The organism is Ruminococcus sp. XPD3002 (assembly GCA_900119535.1).
Taxonomy (GTDB): Bacteria; Bacillota; Clostridia; order Oscillospirales; family Ruminococcaceae; genus Ruminococcus; species Ruminococcus flavefaciens_H.
The window spans coordinates 13,677-32,775 of the sequence record FPJT01000015.1 but is presented as its reverse complement, the minus strand read 5'-3'; the positions used below and the strand labels follow the sequence as shown (position 1 = coordinate 32,775).

Genomic DNA, 19,099 nt, shown 5'->3' with positions numbered 1-19,099 from the left:
TCCTCTCTCTGCTGCCGCATAAAACAAAAGGAGGTCAAGCAAATTGGCAAAACAGCCTAAAGGTATCAGTTATGCCAAGTACGGATACCTTTTCAGCATACCTTTTGTTGTTGCATATCTGATTTTCTCGCTGTATCCGACTATCTATACTGCTGTCCTGGGCTTTACGGACTGTAAAGGTATGGGCAACAAAAACTGGCATATACTTGAACATCCCTTTGAGAATTTTAAAATGGTTCTGAGTAATGATTCATTCATTACATCCCTGAAGAATACCATAGCTATCTGGCTTATGAACTTCTTCCCTCAGATCGTTATTGCCCTTCTTCTTACCGCTTGGTTCACTTCTCATACCAACGAGATCAAGGGTAAAGGTATATTCAAGGTAATCTTCTATATGCCGAATATTATTACAGCGGCTACTGTTGCAATACTCTTTACCGCTCTGTTCGGCTATCCTGTCGGCCCTGTAAACGATATCCTCGTTTCAACAGGTATCAAGGATTCTGCTTTCTACTTCCTCGTAGACAGAAAAGCCGCTCGTGGTATCGTTGCTTTCATACAATTCTGGATGTGGTACGGAAATACTATGATCGTACTTATCTCAGGTGTTCTGGGTATCAGCCCTGATATCTATGAAGCTGCCGATATCGACGGAGCTAACGGTATACAGACATTCTTCAAGATCACTATCCCGAACCTCAAGACTGTTCTTCTTTATACTCTTATTACAAGTCTTGTCGGCGGTCTTAATATGTACGATATACCAAAGGTATTCCTCAACGGCGGTCCTGATAAAGCAACACTTACAACAAGCGTATTCATTTATAACCAGGCATTCAGCGGAAGCTATCTGTACAACCGTGCAGCCGCTGCAAGTATGATAATGTTCCTTATTATTGCTGTCTGCTCCGCAATTCTCTTCTATATCATGAGAGATAAGGACGAGGAAAAGCTCAATAAGGAGATCAAACGTGCTAAGAAAAATGCTCAGAAGGCAGCAAGGGGGCAGTCATGGCGGTAGTAGATAAAAAAAGTGCAGGAACTATAGCATTCAAGGTATCAGCTTACGTTTTCTGTGCACTCCTCACAGTTATGAGTTTGCTTCCTTTCATCATAATGATCGTGAATTCAACAAGAAGCTCTGTTCAGATACAGCAGCACGCTATATCTATTATCCCGAGCAAATACCTCTTCAGTAACTTCGAGGTTCTTAAGGATAAGGATATGTTCAGTCCTATCCGCGGATTCGTCAACTCGATCATTATCTCAACAGGTTCAACTATATGCAACATCTACTTCTCAACAATGACAGCTTTTGCTCTTGTTGCATATGACTGGAAACTGAGAAAACCGTTCTTCACATTCATCATGGCGATCCTTATGATCCCTGCACAGCTTACAAGTATCGGTTTCTATCAGTTTATGTACAGCATCGGAATGAATAACAATTTCCTGGCACTTATCCTGCCATCAATTGCAGCTCCGACAACTGTATTCTTTATGAGACAATACATGATACCTTCACTTCCGATGGAAATATTACAGTCTGCAAGAATAGACGGTGCGAGCGAATTCCGTATATTCAACCAGATCGCTCTTCCTATGATGAAGCCGGCTATGGCTACACAGGCTATCTTCTCATTCGTAGGAAGCTGGAACAACCTGATGCTTCCATCGATCCTTCTTACAAAGAACAATTTATATACCATGCCTATGATGGTACAGCTCCTTACAGGAGATACTTACAAAACTGAGTATGGTGCAGTTTATCTTGGACTGCTCCTGACAGTTATACCGCTTCTGTTAGTATACTTCCTCCTTTCAAAGTATATTATCGCGGGCGTTGCCCTCGGCGGTGTCAAAGGATAATGATTTTCTTCTCCTCACTTTCACTTTAATACATAGTCACAGGGTTCGCATTAACTGCGGACCTTGTGGCTTGTTTTTTTGCCCCTCGGAAAAGTCGGTATATGGATACAATAAAGTTACAATTCAGTGCATTTCTTGACTTGATGCGCCGTTTATGGTATACTAAATTCATCAATCGACACGATCGGAGGTCTGACCTGTATGAAAATGAGAATAGGGACGAAAATTTTTGCAGTGCTGCTTCTTGCAGGCGGCTGTACCTGCGGCGGTATGCTTGCAGGCGCAAGACTGAAAACCGAAAAGCCTCCGAAAGAGATAATCAAGGAAGTCAACACCGTCGATTCCGTAACTCTCGAGGAGATTCTCGCTCCGGCAAGCGAACTCGTAACGCTTAAGTATACCTACACCGACCTCGATATTTTCGAGAACCACGTAGAGATGTTCGGAGTGAAGGTGCCCTTCTCATCGGATAAGATAGTCTTTACCTATACGGGTACGGTGAGCGCAGGAATAGAGCTTGCGGACGTTAAATACAAGATAGACGACGAGCATAAGGTCATCTACCTCACCCTCCCCCAGCCGAAGCTTTTCTCCCACGAAATGAACGAGGACGACTTCAAGTATTACGACGTTATGAACTCTATCATGACCGAGACAAAAATGGAGGACTACACCCGTCTTATTTCCGAGCTGAAAGCCGAACAGGAGCAGAAGCTTGCAGCTGACGGAGAGTTCTACCAGTCCGTGACAGATAACGCCAAAGAGGTTCTTACAAGCTTCCTGACGCTCTCTGACAATACCAAGGACTATACTGTAATATACAAATAAATCAGTTCAGCAACGTATTATACAGATGTTTTATGTGTTATTGAGGGAAACTCTTTGAGTAAGGGTTTCCCTCAATCATTTTCAGAGCCTTTACTTTAAATTTTAAGCCTTACAGGGTACTCATGTATACTACCGTTTCAGTAATACTATGAGAGAGTACCTTGTAAGGCTTAAAATTTGGGGCAAAAAGTCTTTGGAAAAGGGGTTCGGGGGAAGAACCTTTCCTCAGAAAGGTTTTCCCCCGATAATAAGGGAACGCCCTCTCTTGCAGGGCTCTGCCCTGCACCTGCCAGAGGCGCCGCCTCTGGACTCCGCTAAAGGGATGGTATCCCTTTAGAATCCCCAATTATTTATGACTTTTTACTCATCAGGTACAGCAGTCCGACTGCGGCGGCTGTCTGCCATATCGCTCCAAGAACATTGATGACCGTGAAATACCAGTGCTTAGTCTTGTGGCGGAAAGCCTTCATTCCTGCAATAGCTCCGAAAGCTCCACCAAAGAATCCGAACCCCAGCAGCACCGACTCTTTAATGCGCCATTTGTTCTTTTTCGCCTTCCTCTTGTCCGCACCGTAAAGTATGAACGCCGTGATGCTCATTACAAGGAGAAAGCCGATATAGCACAGAAAATAAAGCGTCATTTTATCCATAGTCTCCACCTCACTCGCTTACACTGAAATCAGTGTCCAGCGCACAGATAACGCTGTAATCGGGGTATTTGCTCTTTACAGCGTTGATGACTTCAAGGTAGACCTTGTTCCTGTCCTCGGCGTCGAAATCCACTATAACATCGAATTGCAGGCGCTTTTCCTCCTCACGAAGGTAAAAGCCGTGGACCTGTATTACGTGGTCGATATCCATAGCTGTCTTGTAGACGTCATTGCGTATGGCGATGATTTTCTCGTCGGTAGTGTTCACCGCATAGACGCTCAGCGCCGTAAGGATGATACCGTGCTCGCAGTAGAGCTTTGCGGTAACGTTGCGCTGAAGCTCGTCTATCTCGTCCGCAGTCATCGTGTGTGGTATCTCAATGTGAGCCGAGCAGTTTATCCTCTCGGGACCGTAATCGTGGAAGATAAGGTCATAAACGCCCTGAATCTGCGGAAAACTCATAATCGAATCGTGAACTGCCTTAGCGGTCTCTTTATCGATACGCTGTCCGAGAAGCTCCGAAATGGTGTCACGGAGCATATCGATTCCCGACTTGATGATGAGGAGCGATATCACTGCACCGAGCCACGCTTCTGTACGTAATCCCGTAACAAGGAATATGATAGCCGCAAGAAGAGTGGATGCGGATATTACCGAGTCCATGAGAGCGTCCTTGCCCGAATTCACAAGCGACTCGGAGTTGACTTCCTCGCCTTTCTTCTTGACGAACCGTCCCAGAACTATCTTGACCGCTACCGCCGACGCCACGATGATGAGTGAAGCCGCAGAATAGTCGGGTACTTCGGGAGAAATTATCTTCTTAAGGGACTCTATAAAGGCGGTAACACCTGCATAGATGATGATGCCCGAAATCAGCATAGCGCTGAGATATTCTATCCTGCCGTGTCCCCAGGGATGCTTCTTGTCAGGCTGTTTCTGCGCCAGACGGGTACCTATTATCGTGATGAGTGAAGAACCTGCATCGCTGATATTGTTTACGGCATCAAGCACGATAGCAATGGAGTGGGAGAGCGCTCCAACAGCCGCCTTGAACGCTGCAAGGAGCACATTTGCGGCAATACCTGTGATACTCGTCCTTATGATGACTTTGTCACGGGACGCCCTGTCCGTTTTCCGTTCTTTACCCATAGGTTATTTCCTCTTTTTTCTGCGTCTGCCGAGGCACACGATGCCTGCAACTGCCGCCGCCTTTGCACCTGTTTTCAGTATAGCCTTCACATCGGGCTTATACTTCATGGAACGCGGTACTTCCTCGGAGTGTGCAAGGTCTCCCCTGCCCGCGGTTTTTGCAGTTCCGAAGCCGAAAGAGAATTTGCCGAAGTCTTTCTGGTATTCCATTATTTTTCCTCCGTTATAGGTTCGGCAATAAGGAATTTTATCTTCTTGCCTTCCTCTGTGAACATATTCTCGTGCTCTGTGATGAAGTTCTCGATACCTGTTTCGCTGTGCAGGTCACGGGTGCTGAACTTTATCCTGTAGCCTGCCTCTGCAAAGTACTCGAAGGACTCGTCGAACAGCTCGTCATCATCGGTCTTGAACCACAGTTCACCTCTCAGGAACTTCTTGTAGTTAAGAAGCTGACGGGTGTGAGTGAGACGTCGCTTCTTGTGCTTCTTCTTAGGCCACGGATTGCAGAAATTTATGTAGATGCGGTCCGCACGGTCATTCTCGTCCCATGCCAGTTCAAGGCGCTCGATATTCTGGATAGCTATGCGGACATTGTCGGGAGCAGTCCCCTTTTCCTTATACGCCGCTTCAAGCTTGCGCTTTGCCAGCACCAGCATCTCGTTCTTTATGTCCATTGCGACGAAGTTGACCTCGGGATGTGCAGGTGCAGCCTGAGAGATAAAGCCTCCCTTACCGCATCCCAGCTCTACATAAAGCGGCCTTTCGGGATGCTGAAAGAGTCCGCACCAGTTGCCCTTCTGCTCAGCAGGCTGAGCTATATAAAACGGACATGCCTCCAGTTCAGGCTTTGCCCATGGTTTATGACGTATTCTCATTTTTACCTCCGATAGAATTATTTTTGCTTTTCTTTTCATTCCATTATATCACACTTCGCCGCTTTTTTAAAGAGTTTTTTGCATTTATTTTCCCCGTACAGTTAGACAGTGAAAATCAATTCGTAATGCATAATTGTGGTAAACGTACAATTAACCTTCCCCCTGATACCCTGTAGGGGCCGCCTTTGGCGGTCCGCATGTATAATGTAAATACGGATGAAAACGGACGGCGAATCGCCGTCCCTACAATCGTTTTTTCCGTTGGTTGATGTAGGGGCGAGTTCCGCTCGCCCATTGGAACACGTACAATTAACCGTCCCCCTAATACCATGTAGGGGCCGCCTTTGGCGGTCCGTTATTGGTAACCGAATATATTGGATTATGCGGGCTGCCAAAGGCAGCCCCTACGATCGTTTCGTCATAATTATACAGTTATTTGAGGGCGCTCGGAAAGCGCCCCTACTGGTTTCTGGTTTCTGATTTCTGAAAGGAACGCCGAGGGCGGCGTCCCCTACACTGCTTTCTGACTACTCCAATCAGGGAATGTTATTTATCACGAACCTGTATTTCTCCATATCGAAGGAGTCCTTTTCAACGCCGTCCCTCTGAAGCCACAGCCTTATGGTCGCATCATAGTCCGAGAAGCTCCGTCCCGTGGACTGCACCCACCTGTCCACACGGTTTATATAGTCCTTTGCGACGCTTTCTCCGTAGTCATCAGACAGCTTTGTGAACTCCTCATCAGTCAGTCTTACATTGCCGTATTCTCCGCGCGGGACTATCTTTCTCCTCTTTTCTTTATATCTTTCTTTTATTTCTTTATATGTATCATTCCCGTTTTCGGGAACGTTAGCATTCCTGTTTTCGGGAACGTCAGGGTTCCCGTTTTCCGGAACCTCAGTATTCCCGTTTTCGGGAACAGTTACGGTTTTCGGGAATTCCTGTTTTTGGGAACCTGTATCAGCTTCGACAGAGATGACCTGCGGTTGAACTCCCTGACTGTTCCTGCGGTTTATCAGTCCCATTTCCTCAAGCTTTTTCAGCGATTCTGAAACGTGATTTGTACGCATCCCAACTGCCTTTGCTATCTCCGAGAGAGGAAGCTCCGCAGATGTACGGTTGAAGCCGTAAGTTTTGCGGATTATCCAGAGCATTATCCGCATTTCGTTTCCCGATACTCCGAGAGCGCACAGGGATTCAAGGAGCTCATTTGGTATACGTGTAAAGCCGCTTTTTATCTGTAGTTCAGCCATTGTGAACACCGTCCTTTCATAAGAGGGCGGTAAAGTAAGGCGGTTCAACCTAAAAAGGTTGAATGAAATCCCACATTTAACAGAAAATTTACATCTTAGCTGTCAGAGCGCAGAAAGCAGTGTAGTATGCACAGTAATCAGAAATCAGAAAGCAGTAGGGGCGCATTCCGTGCGCCCGTCATTACACGTACATCCACCTGTAACCATGATACCATGTAGGGAACGCCGCCTCGGCGTTCCGTTGGCGCACGTACATCCACCTGTAACCCTGATACCCTGTAGGGACGGCCATTGGCGGTCCGCATGTATAATGTAAATACGGATTAAACGGACGGCGAATCGCCGTCCCTACGATCTTTTTTTCGTTAATTGATGTAGGGGCGAGTTCCGCTCGCTCATTGGAACACGTACAATTAACCATCCCCCTGATACCATGTAGGGGCCGCCTTTGGCGGTCCGCATGTATAATGTAAATACGGATTAAACGGACGGCGAATCGCCGTCCCTACGATCGTTTCGTCATAATTATACAATTATTTGAGGGCGAGCGGAACTCGCCCCTACTGCTTTCTGATTTCTGGTTTCTGATCTCTGAAAAGAACGCCGAGGGCGGCGTTCCCTACACTGCTTTCTGACAACTAAATGATCGGGTTGACTTTTCCCTTTTAAAGTGATATACTATGTATATATTTCTCTGAAAGGTGTGTTTCTTTATGAAAATACTCGTTGTCGGTCTCGGACTCATAGGCGGTTCGCTCTGTAAGGCAATGAAAAAATATACCGACCACTTCGTAGTCGGCTCCGACCTGAAACAGGATATCGAATTTGCAGCTCTCCGTGATGTTGCTGTGGATGACTCTTTCAACGGCGATTTCAGCGGCTTCGACCTCGTCATCATGGCGCTCTTCCCCGACGCTACCGAAAAATACCTCCGCGAAAACATAAGCCGTATGGACAAAAATACCCTGATTACCGACGTCTGCGGCATCAAGGGCGCTTTCTCCGAGAGGATAAAAAAACTCGCCGCCGAAAACGGTATGCGCTATGTCGGCATACACCCTATGGCAGGCAAGGAGTTCGGCGGATATCATAACAGCTTCGCTGACCTCTTCCAGAAAGCCAACTTCATAATCGCTCCCGACGAGGACAGCCTTCCCGGGGACGTTGAGACTCTCCGCAGTCTCGCCGCAGAGATAGGTGCAGGCAAGATAGTTGTGACTACTCCCGAAAACCACGACAAGATGATTGCCTATACCTCCCAGCTGGCTCACATAGTTTCAAGCGCTTACGTAAAGAGTCCCGAACTCAGCCTTGAATGCGGCTTCAGCGGCGGAAGCTTCCAGGATATGACTCGTATCGCTACCATGAACGAGAAAATGTGGACGGACCTCTTTATGCAGAACCGTGAAAACCTCCTCTACGAGCTTGATACTCTCATCGAGAACCTCAATAAGTACAGCAAGGCGCTGAAAGAAAAGGACTCCGAGGAAATGTGCCGCCTTATCGCAGAGGGACGTCAGCTTAAGGAGGATAACCTCCGCCACCGTGTCGGTCAGCCTAACTGACGGACTGCATGTCCCGCTTCGGAAAGTTCTAAATAAATAAAACGATCCCCGACCGCTTATGTTAGTCGGGGACCTTCTTTCCCATTAGTATATTCAATTCAATTCACACCCTTTTAAAACTAACATTTATTTACCGAAATTAACCGCTTACCTGTTCAGATTCAGTTCCCTGCCCTCATATCCAGACGAAGTTTATCCGCCGCAAGTGCTATGAACTCGGAATTTGTCGGTCTGTCCCTTTCTGACATGAACGGACACCCGAATGTGTCTATAAATCCTTCCATTCCGCTCTTCACCCACGCTGTCTCTATCGCATGTCGCATCGCTCTTTCAACCCGTGCAGATGTGGTGTTGAACTGCTTCGCTACCGCAGGATACAGGTTCTTGGTAACTCCTTCAAGTATGTATCGGTTGTCCGCAGCCTTCATTATCGCCGAACGCAAATAGTAGTATCCCTTTATGTTCGCAGGCATCCCTACCCGACGTATAACATCCGTTACCATAAGCTCGATATCCTTCTTGCTGCCCTCTGTATTTCTGTCAGCAAGCGAACTAACTATTCCCGCAAGTTCCTCAGCAGTGTAAGGCTTCGTCAGATAATATGACGCACCATTGCTCAATACCTGCTTTTCAATGAACCTGTTGTCCAGATCGGACATAACTATGAATGCAGGCGTTTCGTCAGCTTCCTCCCTTAACGAATGGATCAGCGTCAATGCATCTGTGTCACTCAGCGTTAGATCAAGTATCACCACATCAGGTTTATCGCTGATTATCGACTTTGTTATCGTTTCTCCGCTGTTCCTTCGTGTGTAGGCGTACATCCCTGCATCCCGAAGCTCGGATGCTATGTGTACTCCCTTCTCCGCTGTGTCGTCCCCGACAAGTACTTTAATTGTTTCTTTTTCCATTGTTTTTGCTCCTTCTCTTTTTCCTACGATTATATTTTACACCTTTTTCAGTTTTTTTCAAGTAGCAGCTCTGACATCATTTGTCGGAATATCGGCACTTTTACGCATTTCGTCACTTGATAATACTATTTCTTCCGTTTACATACCAATTTTATATAATTTTAACAGTCCTCGTTTTTTATCAGTCAATAAAAGTTAAATATAAATTATTTTTATTCCCCTCTTGACTTCTGCGTGTCAAAGTAGTATAATATATTAGTAATGCGAGTGTGCTGGAATAGGCAGACAGGCACGTTTGAGGGGCGTGTGTCGAGAGACGTATGGGTTCAAGTCCCATCACTCGCACCACGGAGACTTCTTGTTAAGTCTCCCTATATTATGGACAGATGGCTGAGCTGGTCTAAGGCGCACGACTGGAACTCGTGTATACGTTAATAGCGTATCGAGGGTTCGAATCCCTCTCTGTCCGCCAGAATGGTAAATGAGATAAATGGCTGTATCGCGTAAAATAGCGGGATAGAGCCATTTTTCTTTTTGTCCGGAATTGAAGCCGCTTTCAAATAATTGAAATGGAATGAACGTAAAATAGGCATTTTTCAGACCTATTCCATACAGAATTCCATACGACTTACTCTATGAACTCCTTTTTTTGAGGCTTGTATATCAGACCGGTATCTGAATTATCCCGTTCTTTGTATTTAGCAATTTGGGGTTATTTTACGATTTGATTATTCCTTGCTCCATAAATTTTCACCGTTGAAATTAACGATATATAGCCAAATAATTATGGAATGGCATACATCATTACATACAAAGCCGTATTTATCGCCGCAAAATGTTGCTAATGCAACAAACATGAGTTGATATAGAGAAACCGCCCACACGGGCGGTTTTAAGTTTATTAATCATAATATCCACAGAATCTTGCAAAATCTTCTACAAGTTCAATTCCATTCGCACGAATATTCTGCTCACCTATCTCGTAATAGTATTCAAGTTCATGAATAAGTACTGGTATTTCACGTCCAAATGTCTCTTGAATAAAACCTGATTCGTGCAGTTCTCTTACAATATCAACAAGTATTTCTACGAACGCTTCCGTTATCTCGGACGCATATTCAACAGGAGTAGTATCACAAGCCTGACAATACGCAAAGCCGCTGTTTATTATCCACTGTCTGACAATATTAGCTGTTTCACCCTTTCCAAACACATAGTCATCATTTTGCAGCCAAAACGCATAGTTCCAGCGTGCTTCCTCTTCATCTGAAGCGAATTCAAGCTGCTCGTTCAAATATGATTCCGTATTGTATCCGACTGTTACGGTAGGACGGCACGGGTCATCGTTGTCATCATACACATAAAGAGAAACAACATATATATCAGACTCGTCCCACGACGCTATTGTCTGCATTATCGCTTCTTTAAGCTGTTCTTTCATATGTTCACTCCATTATCTATCATTAGCTTGTAACTATCTCACCGGTCCAGTCGATGATTCCGCCGAACTCGTAAATGTTGGTATATCCCATATCAGCCAGCTTCTGCGAAGCCTCCTTGCTGCGCCGACCGCTTCGGCAGTATATGAGAATGACCTGGTCGAGGTCGGGCAATTCCTTTGGCTGCTCCGTACCTATGGACTCGTTGGGAATAAGTATCGCACCGGGGATATGACCGCTGTCGTACTCGTCCTGCCGCCGTACATCGACGATAATGTGTCCGTCCTCAGCCTGCATCATTGCCTTTGCTTTTTCCTGCGTTATCTGCTGATAGGTCGCCGCCGCAGAAGTTGTTGTCCGTACTTCCGACTGAGCACCTTCCGACGAACTTGTCCCATTGCCGCAGGCACACAGTAACAAGCATAAAGAAGCGAGAACTGTCAGAGCTATTGTTCTTCTCATTTCACACACTACCTTATGGCAGGTTCTGCCTTTAATACTGATCTTTTCCATTTTTCTCCAAATACACAAATTCAAGTTCATCGTTCACGGCTTTTCGGGCAAATATTTTATATCCCAGCTTCTGATACAGACGGATATTGCCAATGCTTCTTGTACTCGTAAAAAGTTCGTACCGCTTATCAGGAAAGCATTTCTCTATCTCGGACAGAAGCATTGTACCATAGCCCTTATGTTGATGGTCAGGGTGTACCATAAGCTTACCTATATAAACAGTACCGTCGATTTCTTTGGCACGAACTGAGCCGATAATATTATTTTTACCGTCAATCATTTTCAGTATAATGCCGCTATTGAATTCCGCAATGACTTCATCAAGAGTCTGCTTCAGCGGAGGGATATCTCTGCTACCAAAAAGGTCTGCTTCGCTCTGATAGGCAAGGTATTGAAGCTGCAATATTGTTGGCAGGTCAGCATGTTCAGCATTTATTATAAACATACAAATTCTCCTAAATCGAAGCTCCCAGCTCATACGCCTCTTCCAGTGCAGAGCTATTTTCAATGTCGCCTATGTCCTTTACTCCGCGAACCAGCACATTGCCGATACTTTCAAGCTTGAAGAAGTCCAGCACCATTTGATACTGCATCAGTATCGGATCAAACAGATTCGGAAGTTCAGCCGCTCCCACGAGGATAAGTCCGAGCTTCTTGATATGAAACATGTTTCTCATGGGAGTGTGAAGTCTGTCCACGACTGCTTTTAGTTGTGAGCTGATACCGTAGAAGTACACAGGCGAAGCGATGACAACGATATCCGCCTTCCTTAGCTTCTCATATATCTGCACCATGTCATCCTTCTGAAAGCATTGGTTACCTTCGCGCGTGAAACAACTGTTGCAGCCTAAGCAGGGATTCACCTCATAATCGGCAACAGACACTATCTCAACGTTATTATTGGCAGCTCCTTCTGCAAAGCTCTGCGCCAGCCGCGAAGTATTGCCGTTTTTTCTCATACTGCCGACAAGTATTACTATGTTGCTCATTACAGTCCCCCACTAATCTCAAATCTTATATGCATATTATAGCACATTGCAGATAGTATGTAAATACATAAAACAGAACCGCCCATATCAATAAATGGACGGTTATAAGCATAATAGCTTTAGATATGTTTTAATCAACTGTAAATAGAACTCTGTTTTTCTATTTTACCATTTTTTCCGATAGTTACCATTGGTTTTGCTAACTCATTTTTCATGAAGACGCTTCCTATAAATAAGCTCAAGATTATTACAACATAAAAAAATATCCCTGCGAAAGTCAAAGCGGATGTTGAAGTACATATGTACCCCAAACAGGAAATTGATCAAATAATAGTATTGAACTTATAATCATAAAGGAATAACAGATATTTTTTTGCTCGTCTCTTGATTATTATTGTTGAATATGCTATAATTATTTAAATGCTATTCTTTTTATTTGTGACTTTGAAAAATATCTTGAGAGCATCTTAAAAGGAGATGATTGATATAGATAAGCTGCTGATTGCTAAATCAGGCGGAAATAACAACGAATGGCTGCCACTACGTATGCATCTTAAGGATACAGCCGGAATAATGGAGAAGCTTCTTAGTGAATTTATATCAGGTTCATTTTCTGTTTCATGTGATCTCAACAAATATGAATTGATCCAAACTGCTGTATTCCTGGCTTATGTACATGATATAGGCAAGGCTACGGTTGGATTTCAATATAGGATATCTCGAAATGTTCCAGGACGCATCGGAGAAATCGAACGGAATGGTATTAATCTGGATGGGACTATAAACAGCCATTTTTCTCATGCATTGGCTGGCGAGGTTATTTTGAGATTTTTCGGATGTTCTGAAAGTGTTTCTGCTGTAGTTGGTGCCCATCATGGAGTTCCGACTGAATCAAAGGAACTTCGTGACCGCGATCTGACTCAATTAAAAAGTGAAATAGTTGATTATGAAAATTTCTTTGGTGTCTGTGAAGAGAACAGAATAGTCCTTGAAAAATTGTGGAAAGAAATAATAGATCATGCTTTGTCTGAAGTTAATTTGACATCGATAGAAGAATTGCCGGAACTCAACTCAAAAGCACAATTACTGCTCACCGGTCTGCTGATAACTGCTGATTGGATAGCAAGCAATACAGTTTTTTTCCCGCTTATAGATGTTGATGATTATGTTACTGAAAAATATTATCCCGGACGCATTGAATCAGCATGGGAAAAAATAGAATTTCCTGAAATGTGGAGATCATTTACAGAAATCTATCATGATGATTTATTTCAGGATAATTTTGGTTTTGTTCCAAGAGCAACTCAGCGAGCTATGCTGAATTTGGTTGCTGAAGCAAATGAACCGGGAATAATTATTCTTGAAGCTCCGATGGGAATAGGAAAATCAGAAGCTGCACTTGCATCAGCTGAATTGCTTGCAGCTAAAAATAATAAAAATGGATTGTTTTTCGGACTTCCGACTCAGGCAACAGCAAACGGAATATTCCCACGCATTAAGTGTTGGGCAGAAAAGCAATCTAATGAGTATTTTCATTCTATTCAATTGAAACACGGAAGTGCTGCAATGAACAAAGCTTTCCAGAAGATACAGCGCGGCATACCTGATGAAGAAACAGATAGCGGACTTATTGTTCATTCATGGTTTTGTGACAGTAAAAAGGCATGTCTTGCAGATTTTGTTGTGGCAACAGTGGATCATATGCTTATGTCTGCATTGAAACGACGTCACGTTATGCTGCTTCATTTAGGTCTATCCGAAAAGGTCGTAGTGATAGATGAGGTTCATGCTTATGATGCATATATGAATCAATATCTTGAACGTGCATTACAATGGTTTGGAGCATACCATACTCCTGTGATACTTCTTTCGGCAACATTGCCATCGCAGAGACGAATGTCACTTATTCGTGCATATCTTCAGCAGAATAGTTCTGATAGCGAATTTGAAGAAAATGAGGCATATCCGCTTCTTACATGGACTGACGGAAAAGAGATAAAGCAGTCACCTCTTCCTTATGATGGTCGTCATAGTTCTGTAAGTGTAGCCAAGTGCAATAATAATGATATACCGGAAGTTGTAAAAAAGGCAATAAAGGCAGGCGGATGTGTTGGAATTATCCTTAATACAGTTTCAAGAGCACAGAATATTTCCGAGATGATACGAAGAGAGATAACCGATAATACGCTTCTTTATCATGCTCAATATATAATGCCTGACCGAAGCAAAAAAGAAAACGAACTTTTGGCAAAAGTTGGTAAAACAAGTAATTCCTCTACGCGAAGTGGATTTGTAGTTATAGGTACTCAGGTTCTTGAGCAATCTCTGGATATTGATTTCGACCTGTTGATAACCGATATCTGCCCTATGGATCTGCTATTGCAGCGTATCGGAAGACTTCACAGGCATGAGCGTGACAATCGTCCTGATGAATTGAAAGAGCCTGTTTGTTATGTTATCACCGATGAATTTGAAAATGATAAGACAGGTTCAAAATATATATACGGCGAATGGCTTCTTAAAGAAACTCTGGAAGTGCTTCCGGAAACGCTGATGCTTCCTGATGATATATCACCTTTGGTTCAAAAGGTTTATAATGCTTCTGACGAAAGTGAAGAATTCTATGAATATCAAAACTCCTTAGAAGATTCAAAGAGCCGTGCAAAAGCATTTCTTCTGAAAAAGCCTAAATGTAAAGATATTCACGGATTTCTTGACAGAACGGTTGAAACTAAAGATACGGAGGCAGAGGCTTCTGTACGTGACGGTATATCGTCAATTGAAGTTCTTCTAATGCAAAGATGCGGTGATGGACAGATAAAATTTATTGACGGCTCATTACTTTCAACGGAATTGGGCGAAGAAGAATGTGAACATATTGCAGAGCAGGTTCTAAGGCTTCCGAGCAAGTTCTGTCAGAAATACAATATAGAAAAAACGGTATATGCTCTTGAAGAAAAATGCATGGCTTTCATAAATGAATGGCAACGTTCACCATGGTTAAAAGGCAAATTGGTATTGTTCCTTGACGATAATATGGAGGCTGAATTATTGGGATACAAACTCAGATACAGCTATGAAAATGGTCTGATCTGTGATAAGGAGAGTGATGAATGTGAATGATACAGAATTTAATCTTATTGACGAACCGTGGATAAGAGTTACAGATAAGAACTGCAATATTATTGAAGTTTCACTCAAAGATGCAATAATAAATGCTCATGAATACAAGGCATTGAAAGGTGAATTGCCGACTCAGGACGTGGCAGTTATGCGACTGATCCTTGCGGTCATTCATCCTGTGATATCAAGGTATGATGAAGATGGTGAAGAAAATTTACTTGATGATGACGAGGATGAAGCTCTTGAACGTTGGAAGTCATGGTGGGATAATGGCAGATTTCCCGAAAAAGCTGTATCGGAATATCTTGATAAATGGCATGAAAGATTCTGGTTGTTTCATCCTGAGAGACCGTTTTTTCAGGTCGGAGGACTACATATAGGCACAGATTATGGTTCGCCTAAATTGAATGGAGAGATATCTGAAAGCGGAAATAAAGTCAGGCTTTTTTCTTCTTATTCGGGTAATAAAAAGAATAGTCTGACATATTCTCAATCTGCAAGATGGCTGTTGTATCTTAATGCTTATGATGATACTTCCGCTAAACCTTCAAAAGAAGGTAAGATAAAAGCAGGAGGAAGTCTTCCGTCTCCGGGAGCAGGCTGGTTGGGAAAACTCGGACTTATCTATCTCACAGGAAATAATCTGTTTGAAACTCTTATGCTTAACCTTGTGCTGATAAATGAAGATAAAGTTCAGTATGACCAAAAGCCGATATGGGAATGCGAAAAAGTATCCGATGCGGAACGTGTTCAGATTTCTATTCCTGATAATCTGGCTCAGCTATACACATTACAATCGAGAAGAATACTTCTAAACAGGAAAGGAAATGAAGTGATAAGCTATAAACTTCTGGGAGGTGATTTCTTTGATAAGGAAAATGCCTTCTTTGAGCCAATGACTGTTTGGAGGGTTCCTAAAAATGATAAAAATAAGAATGAGCCTGTAACGCCTAAAAGACACGATTCATCAAAACAGATGTGGCGTGAATTTTCAGTAATCTATAATGACGAGAAAACCGAGGATAAAAACAGACGCTCCGGCGTTGTTAATTGGTATTGCAACTACCTTTATGGCCGATCCTGTTTATCGAATAATCATTTCCTGACAACTGCTATAACAGCAGTAGAATACGGAGACAAGGATTTCTTTGTCAAAAACATTTTTTCCGATTCTTTGACATTGCATTCAGCTTTACTTTCAGATCTGGGAAGAAACTGGAGAAGCATTATTGAAGATGAGATAAAAAAGTGTGAAAAACTTGCAGGATATACTGTTTATCTGGCCAAAGACCTGTATGTTGCTTCGGGCGGAAGTAACAGTTCAAAAGACAAGCATTATAATGAGATAACAAACACAGCAAAAGAACAGCTATATTACAGGTTGGATATGCCTTTCAGAGAGTGGCTAAGTAATATCGATCCGGACTGCGAAAAACAGAAAATACTGAACGATTGGCAGAAAACAGCCAAAAATATAGCATTGAAATATGCAGAAGAACTTGTCTCGGAACAGCCTGAAACAGCTATTATCGGTCATACGATAGACGGAAAAATATATTCATCACCTAAAGCGTTGAATGAATTCAAAGGCAAGGTGAAAAAATTATATGAAGGAGCGTGATATAAATGTCGGATGTGAGCCAGTATATGAGTAAGCAGCTGAACTCGCTTATTAATCAAAAGGATTCATCAGGAGGAAAAGCCCGACTCGCAAGATTAAGACGCGGAGCAGGCAGAGTTCCCGGAGAGATACCTGAGTTATGGGGAGAATTCCTTAATGGAATGCCTGAGAATTTTATCAGCAGTAACGGCGAACCTACTTATGCAGAATGGGCGATATATATTTCTCTGACATTGTTTGCTCTTCATCAGCAGGGAAATACAAACAGTGTCAACTGCAGGGGGAAAAGTCTTGGCATGGCAGCAGCAGAACTTATGAGCGAAAACACCGATGAAGAACGGGAAAGAGTTCTTCGCAGATTCGGACCTGTTGTAACTGCAAAGGATATGTCTGAACTGTCTTACCACCTGAGATGTCTGATACAGCTTTTCAGTTCAAAGGGAATTGGTATTGATTATGAAATGCTCGCAGATGATATTATGTGGTTTCAGTTCGATGATAAACGTAAAAATGTCCAGTTAAGATGGGGACAGGATTTCTATTATAAAAAAGGAGAAAATGAAAAATGAGCATATATATTGATTTTCATGTATTACAGACATTGCCTCCCAGCTGTGTGAACCGTGATGATATGGGCAGTCCGAAAACTGCTGTCTATGGAGGTGCAGTAAGAGCAAGGGTTTCTTCACAGGCATGGAAACACGTTATGCGAGAAGAATTCAAAAAGCTCTTCACAGAAGAAGAACTTGGTCTTCGCACAAAAAATGTTGTAGAAATGGTAGAAAAAGAAATGATTGCCTCAGGATGTGATCTTGATGATAAAAAACGTCACAGTCTTGCGGTTGAAGCACTTGAAATTGCCGGAATCAAGGTGAAATCTGCTAAAAAAGATGAGCCTGAAAAAGCTGAGGCATTGTTCTTTATGAGTAATAAGCAGGCTAAAGCTATTGCCGAACATGCTCTTTCACTTGACCTCAAGGCGAAAGAAGCAAAAGATATATTAAAAAAGGATCTCAAGGACAATCCCTCGGTTGATATTGCTTTATTCGGAAGAATGGCTGCAAGCGATCCCACACTTAACTGCGATGCTGCCGCTCAGGTGGCTCATGCGATATCGACTCATGCAGTTCAGAATGAGTATGATTATTTCACAGCGGTTGATGATTTTCAGGAGGAAGATAATTCCGGAGCAGGTCATCTTGGAACAATTGAATTTAATTCATCCACCCTTTACAGATATGCAACAGTAAATGCATCCGAACTTGTTAAAACTCTTGGAGCAGACAATACTGCTGAAACTGTAAAAAAATTCGGACAGGCATTTATATGTTCTATGCCCACAGGAAAAGAAAACACTTTTGCTAATCGTACATTGCCTGATTCAGTATACGTAACGATACGCAAGGATCAGCCTGTTAATCTTTGCGGTGCTTTTGAAACACCGATAAAACGAAGCATGAACGGCTATGCAGAAGAATCTGAAAAGAAACTTGCAGAGTATGCGGAAAAAGTTTATTCACGTTTTGCTGCAGAACCTGTCAAAGCCTTCTGTATCGGTGACTGTTTCTCAAATAAGGCTGAGTCACTGCCATTGAACGCACTTCTTGATGCGCTCGAAAAAGCCGTTGCAGCTGAAATAAATGAGGTATAATAATGGCAACGCTGTTACTGAGACTTGCTGCTCCTTTGCAGGCGTGGGGCAGCGATTCAAAATTCAACATCCGCAATACTGAACGTGAACCTACTAAAAGCGGTGTTACAGGCATGATAGCGGCCGCAATGGGAATACAGAGGAATGATTCTCCCGAACTGCTTGAACCTCTTGCAAAACTGAAATTTGGCATACGTGTTGACAGAGAAGGAAAATTGCTGAAAGATTTCCATATGGTCCATGAGTATAAGAACGGCAAAATGGATGATTCTCACCTTACCACAAGATACTATCTTTCAGATGCGGTATTTCTTGCAGGTTTAGAATCAGAAAACAAAGACTATCTCGAAGAGATAGTCAAAGCACTGAATAATCCTGTTTATCCGCTCTTTCTTGGCAGGCGCTCTTGTCCGATCACACTGCCGTTAATTATCGGCATATGCGATGAAGGTCTTGTTGATGCACTGGAACATGCATCACCGCTGGTCAATAGCAAAGATAGCTTCCGACGTATTGTATATGAATCCGATGATGGCGGAAGAATGATCCAGGACGTTCCTGTATCTTTTTCTCAGTTGCACAGGATACATGGTTACCGATATATGAAAGAAAAAATGCTTGCTTTGGAAGAACATGATCCTATGGCGGAATTGTGAGGT

The 19,099-nt window shown here is 43.2% G+C and carries 19 protein-coding genes and 2 tRNA genes; 11 read left to right on the top strand and 10 right to left on the bottom strand.

Features of this window, described 5'->3' with window-relative positions; translation table 11 throughout:
• Nucleotides 1–43 precede the first annotated feature (43 nt).
• From BT127_RS12675 to BT127_RS12665, 3 genes are all read left to right on the top strand, one after another.
• Complete coding sequence (locus tag BT127_RS12675; protein ID WP_075425352.1) at nt 44–1,024, top strand: carbohydrate ABC transporter permease; 981 nt, start codon at nt 44–46, stop codon at nt 1,022–1,024.
• Nucleotides 1,015–1,872, top strand: a complete 858-nt coding sequence (locus BT127_RS12670; protein ID WP_075425351.1) for a carbohydrate ABC transporter permease — start codon at nt 1,015–1,017, stop codon at nt 1,870–1,872. The genes BT127_RS12675 and BT127_RS12670 overlap by 10 nt, the downstream gene beginning before the upstream one ends.
• A gap of 201 nt (nt 1,873–2,073) precedes the next feature.
• Nucleotides 2,074–2,700, top strand: coding sequence for a DUF4230 domain-containing protein (locus BT127_RS12665; RefSeq protein ID WP_075425350.1), 627 nt, complete (start codon nt 2,074–2,076; stop codon nt 2,698–2,700).
• Nucleotides 2,701–3,050: 350 nt separating this feature from the next.
• Here BT127_RS12665 and BT127_RS12660 read toward each other — a convergent pair whose 3' ends face one another.
• The 5 genes from BT127_RS12660 to BT127_RS12640 all read right to left on the bottom strand — a co-directional run bounded on the left by BT127_RS12660 (nt 3,051) and on the right by BT127_RS12640 (nt 6,628).
• The gene (locus BT127_RS12660) at nt 3,051–3,350 is read right to left on the bottom strand and encodes a DUF1294 domain-containing protein (protein ID WP_318257247.1); all 300 of its coding nucleotides are present in this window, start codon (nt 3,348–3,350) and stop codon (nt 3,051–3,053) included.
• A gap of 10 nt (nt 3,351–3,360) precedes the next feature.
• Entirely contained in the window at nt 3,361–4,500 is a 1,140-nt protein-coding gene (locus tag BT127_RS12655) for a cation diffusion facilitator family transporter (RefSeq protein WP_075425349.1), read from the bottom strand.
• A 3-nt stretch (nt 4,501–4,503) separates the two neighbouring features.
• Entirely contained in the window at nt 4,504–4,710 is a 207-nt protein-coding gene (locus BT127_RS12650) for a hypothetical protein (RefSeq protein ID WP_075425348.1), read from the bottom strand.
• Nucleotides 4,710–5,375, bottom strand: a complete 666-nt coding sequence (gene trmB / locus BT127_RS12645; protein WP_075425347.1) for a tRNA (guanosine(46)-N7)-methyltransferase TrmB — start codon at nt 5,373–5,375, stop codon at nt 4,710–4,712. The genes BT127_RS12650 and trmB overlap by 1 nt, the downstream gene beginning before the upstream one ends.
• 536 nt (nt 5,376–5,911) lie before the next feature.
• Nucleotides 5,912–6,628: a replication protein gene (locus BT127_RS12640; RefSeq protein ID WP_075425346.1), complete on the bottom strand. Its 717-nt coding sequence runs from the start codon at nt 6,626–6,628 to the stop codon at nt 5,912–5,914.
• Between the two features lie 713 nt (nt 6,629–7,341).
• Here BT127_RS12640 and BT127_RS12635 point away from each other — a divergent pair.
• Nucleotides 7,342–8,193 (top strand): prephenate dehydrogenase, encoded by an 852-nt coding sequence (locus tag BT127_RS12635; protein WP_075425345.1) that lies wholly within the window; start codon nt 7,342–7,344, stop codon nt 8,191–8,193.
• Nucleotides 8,194–8,354: 161 nt separating this feature from the next.
• Here BT127_RS12635 and BT127_RS12630 read toward each other — a convergent pair whose 3' ends face one another.
• Complete coding sequence (locus BT127_RS12630) at nt 8,355–9,104, bottom strand: sporulation initiation factor Spo0A C-terminal domain-containing protein (RefSeq protein WP_075425344.1); 750 nt, start codon at nt 9,102–9,104, stop codon at nt 8,355–8,357.
• 263 nt (nt 9,105–9,367) lie between these two features.
• Between BT127_RS12630 and BT127_RS12625 the strand changes: the two genes are divergently transcribed.
• A tRNA-Leu gene (locus BT127_RS12625) sits at nt 9,368–9,452 on the top strand.
• Between the two features lie 32 nt (nt 9,453–9,484).
• Nucleotides 9,485–9,576 (top strand) — tRNA-Ser (locus BT127_RS12620).
• 429 nt (nt 9,577–10,005) lie between these two features.
• Here the strand turns inward: BT127_RS12620 and BT127_RS12615 are convergent.
• From BT127_RS12615 to BT127_RS12600, 4 genes are read right to left on the bottom strand one after another with little or no spacing between them, the layout of a single operon-like run.
• Complete coding sequence (locus BT127_RS12615; RefSeq protein ID WP_075425343.1) at nt 10,006–10,545, bottom strand: hypothetical protein; 540 nt, start codon at nt 10,543–10,545, stop codon at nt 10,006–10,008.
• A 22-nt stretch (nt 10,546–10,567) separates the two neighbouring features.
• Nucleotides 10,568–11,056, bottom strand: coding sequence for a rhodanese-like domain-containing protein (locus tag BT127_RS12610; RefSeq protein ID WP_318257246.1), 489 nt, complete (start codon nt 11,054–11,056; stop codon nt 10,568–10,570).
• Entirely contained in the window at nt 11,037–11,501 is a 465-nt protein-coding gene (locus BT127_RS12605) for a GNAT family N-acetyltransferase (protein WP_075425342.1), read from the bottom strand. Before BT127_RS12605 ends, BT127_RS12610 begins: the two co-directional genes overlap by 20 nt.
• Nucleotides 11,502–11,511: 10 nt before the next feature.
• Nucleotides 11,512–12,045: a flavodoxin family protein gene (locus tag BT127_RS12600; RefSeq protein WP_075425341.1), complete on the bottom strand. Its 534-nt coding sequence runs from the start codon at nt 12,043–12,045 to the stop codon at nt 11,512–11,514.
• 477 nt (nt 12,046–12,522) lie between these two features.
• Between BT127_RS12600 and BT127_RS12595 the strand changes: the two genes are divergently transcribed.
• The 5 genes from BT127_RS12595 to cas5e are packed head-to-tail and all read left to right on the top strand — an operon-like array spanning nt 12,523 to nt 19,096.
• Nucleotides 12,523–15,168: a CRISPR-associated helicase/endonuclease Cas3 gene (locus BT127_RS12595; RefSeq protein ID WP_075425340.1), complete on the top strand. Its 2,646-nt coding sequence runs from the start codon at nt 12,523–12,525 to the stop codon at nt 15,166–15,168.
• Nucleotides 15,161–16,789: a type I-E CRISPR-associated protein Cse1/CasA gene (gene casA, locus BT127_RS12590; protein ID WP_075425379.1), complete on the top strand. Its 1,629-nt coding sequence runs from the start codon at nt 15,161–15,163 to the stop codon at nt 16,787–16,789. Before BT127_RS12595 ends, casA begins: the two co-directional genes overlap by 8 nt.
• A gap of 26 nt (nt 16,790–16,815) precedes the next feature.
• Complete coding sequence (gene casB, locus BT127_RS12585; RefSeq protein ID WP_175541969.1) at nt 16,816–17,358, top strand: type I-E CRISPR-associated protein Cse2/CasB; 543 nt, start codon at nt 16,816–16,818, stop codon at nt 17,356–17,358.
• Entirely contained in the window at nt 17,355–18,440 is a 1,086-nt protein-coding gene (cas7e, locus tag BT127_RS12580; RefSeq protein WP_075425338.1) for a type I-E CRISPR-associated protein Cas7/Cse4/CasC, read from the top strand. Before casB ends, cas7e begins: the two co-directional genes overlap by 4 nt.
• 2 nt (nt 18,441–18,442) lie before the next feature.
• Complete coding sequence (gene cas5e, locus BT127_RS12575) at nt 18,443–19,096, top strand: type I-E CRISPR-associated protein Cas5/CasD (RefSeq protein WP_075425337.1); 654 nt, start codon at nt 18,443–18,445, stop codon at nt 19,094–19,096.
• The last annotated feature ends 3 nt before the right edge of the window (nt 19,097–19,099 follow it).

What these genes read in the sequence shown, in the direction of transcription:
- BT127_RS12660 (WP_318257247.1), bottom strand. Translation starts at nt 3,350, where the DNA reads ATGGATAAAATGACGCTTTATTTTCTGTGCTATATCGGCTTTCTCCTT.
- BT127_RS12605 (WP_075425342.1), bottom strand. Translation starts at nt 11,501, where the DNA reads ATGTTTATAATAAATGCTGAACATGCTGACCTGCCAACAATATTGCAG.
- trmB (WP_075425347.1), bottom strand. Translation starts at nt 5,375, where the DNA reads ATGAGAATACGTCATAAACCATGGGCAAAGCCTGAACTGGAGGCATGT.
- cas7e (WP_075425338.1), top strand. Translation starts at nt 17,355, where the DNA reads ATGAGCATATATATTGATTTTCATGTATTACAGACATTGCCTCCCAGC.
- casB (WP_175541969.1), top strand. Translation starts at nt 16,816, where the DNA reads ATGAGTAAGCAGCTGAACTCGCTTATTAATCAAAAGGATTCATCAGGA.
- BT127_RS12640 (WP_075425346.1), bottom strand. Translation starts at nt 6,628, where the DNA reads ATGGCTGAACTACAGATAAAAAGCGGCTTTACACGTATACCAAATGAG.
- BT127_RS12595 (WP_075425340.1), top strand. Translation starts at nt 12,523, where the DNA reads ATGATTGATATAGATAAGCTGCTGATTGCTAAATCAGGCGGAAATAAC.
- BT127_RS12600 (WP_075425341.1), bottom strand. Translation starts at nt 12,045, where the DNA reads ATGAGCAACATAGTAATACTTGTCGGCAGTATGAGAAAAAACGGCAAT.
- BT127_RS12610 (WP_318257246.1), bottom strand. Translation starts at nt 11,056, where the DNA reads ATGGAAAAGATCAGTATTAAAGGCAGAACCTGCCATAAGGTAGTGTGT.
- BT127_RS12615 (WP_075425343.1), bottom strand. Translation starts at nt 10,545, where the DNA reads ATGAAAGAACAGCTTAAAGAAGCGATAATGCAGACAATAGCGTCGTGG.
- BT127_RS12630 (WP_075425344.1), bottom strand. Translation starts at nt 9,104, where the DNA reads ATGGAAAAAGAAACAATTAAAGTACTTGTCGGGGACGACACAGCGGAG.
- BT127_RS12665 (WP_075425350.1), top strand. Translation starts at nt 2,074, where the DNA reads ATGAAAATGAGAATAGGGACGAAAATTTTTGCAGTGCTGCTTCTTGCA.
- BT127_RS12670 (WP_075425351.1), top strand. Translation starts at nt 1,015, where the DNA reads ATGGCGGTAGTAGATAAAAAAAGTGCAGGAACTATAGCATTCAAGGTA.
- cas5e (WP_075425337.1), top strand. Translation starts at nt 18,443, where the DNA reads ATGGCAACGCTGTTACTGAGACTTGCTGCTCCTTTGCAGGCGTGGGGC.
- BT127_RS12650 (WP_075425348.1), bottom strand. Translation starts at nt 4,710, where the DNA reads ATGGAATACCAGAAAGACTTCGGCAAATTCTCTTTCGGCTTCGGAACT.
- BT127_RS12655 (WP_075425349.1), bottom strand. Translation starts at nt 4,500, where the DNA reads ATGGGTAAAGAACGGAAAACGGACAGGGCGTCCCGTGACAAAGTCATC.
- BT127_RS12635 (WP_075425345.1), top strand. Translation starts at nt 7,342, where the DNA reads ATGAAAATACTCGTTGTCGGTCTCGGACTCATAGGCGGTTCGCTCTGT.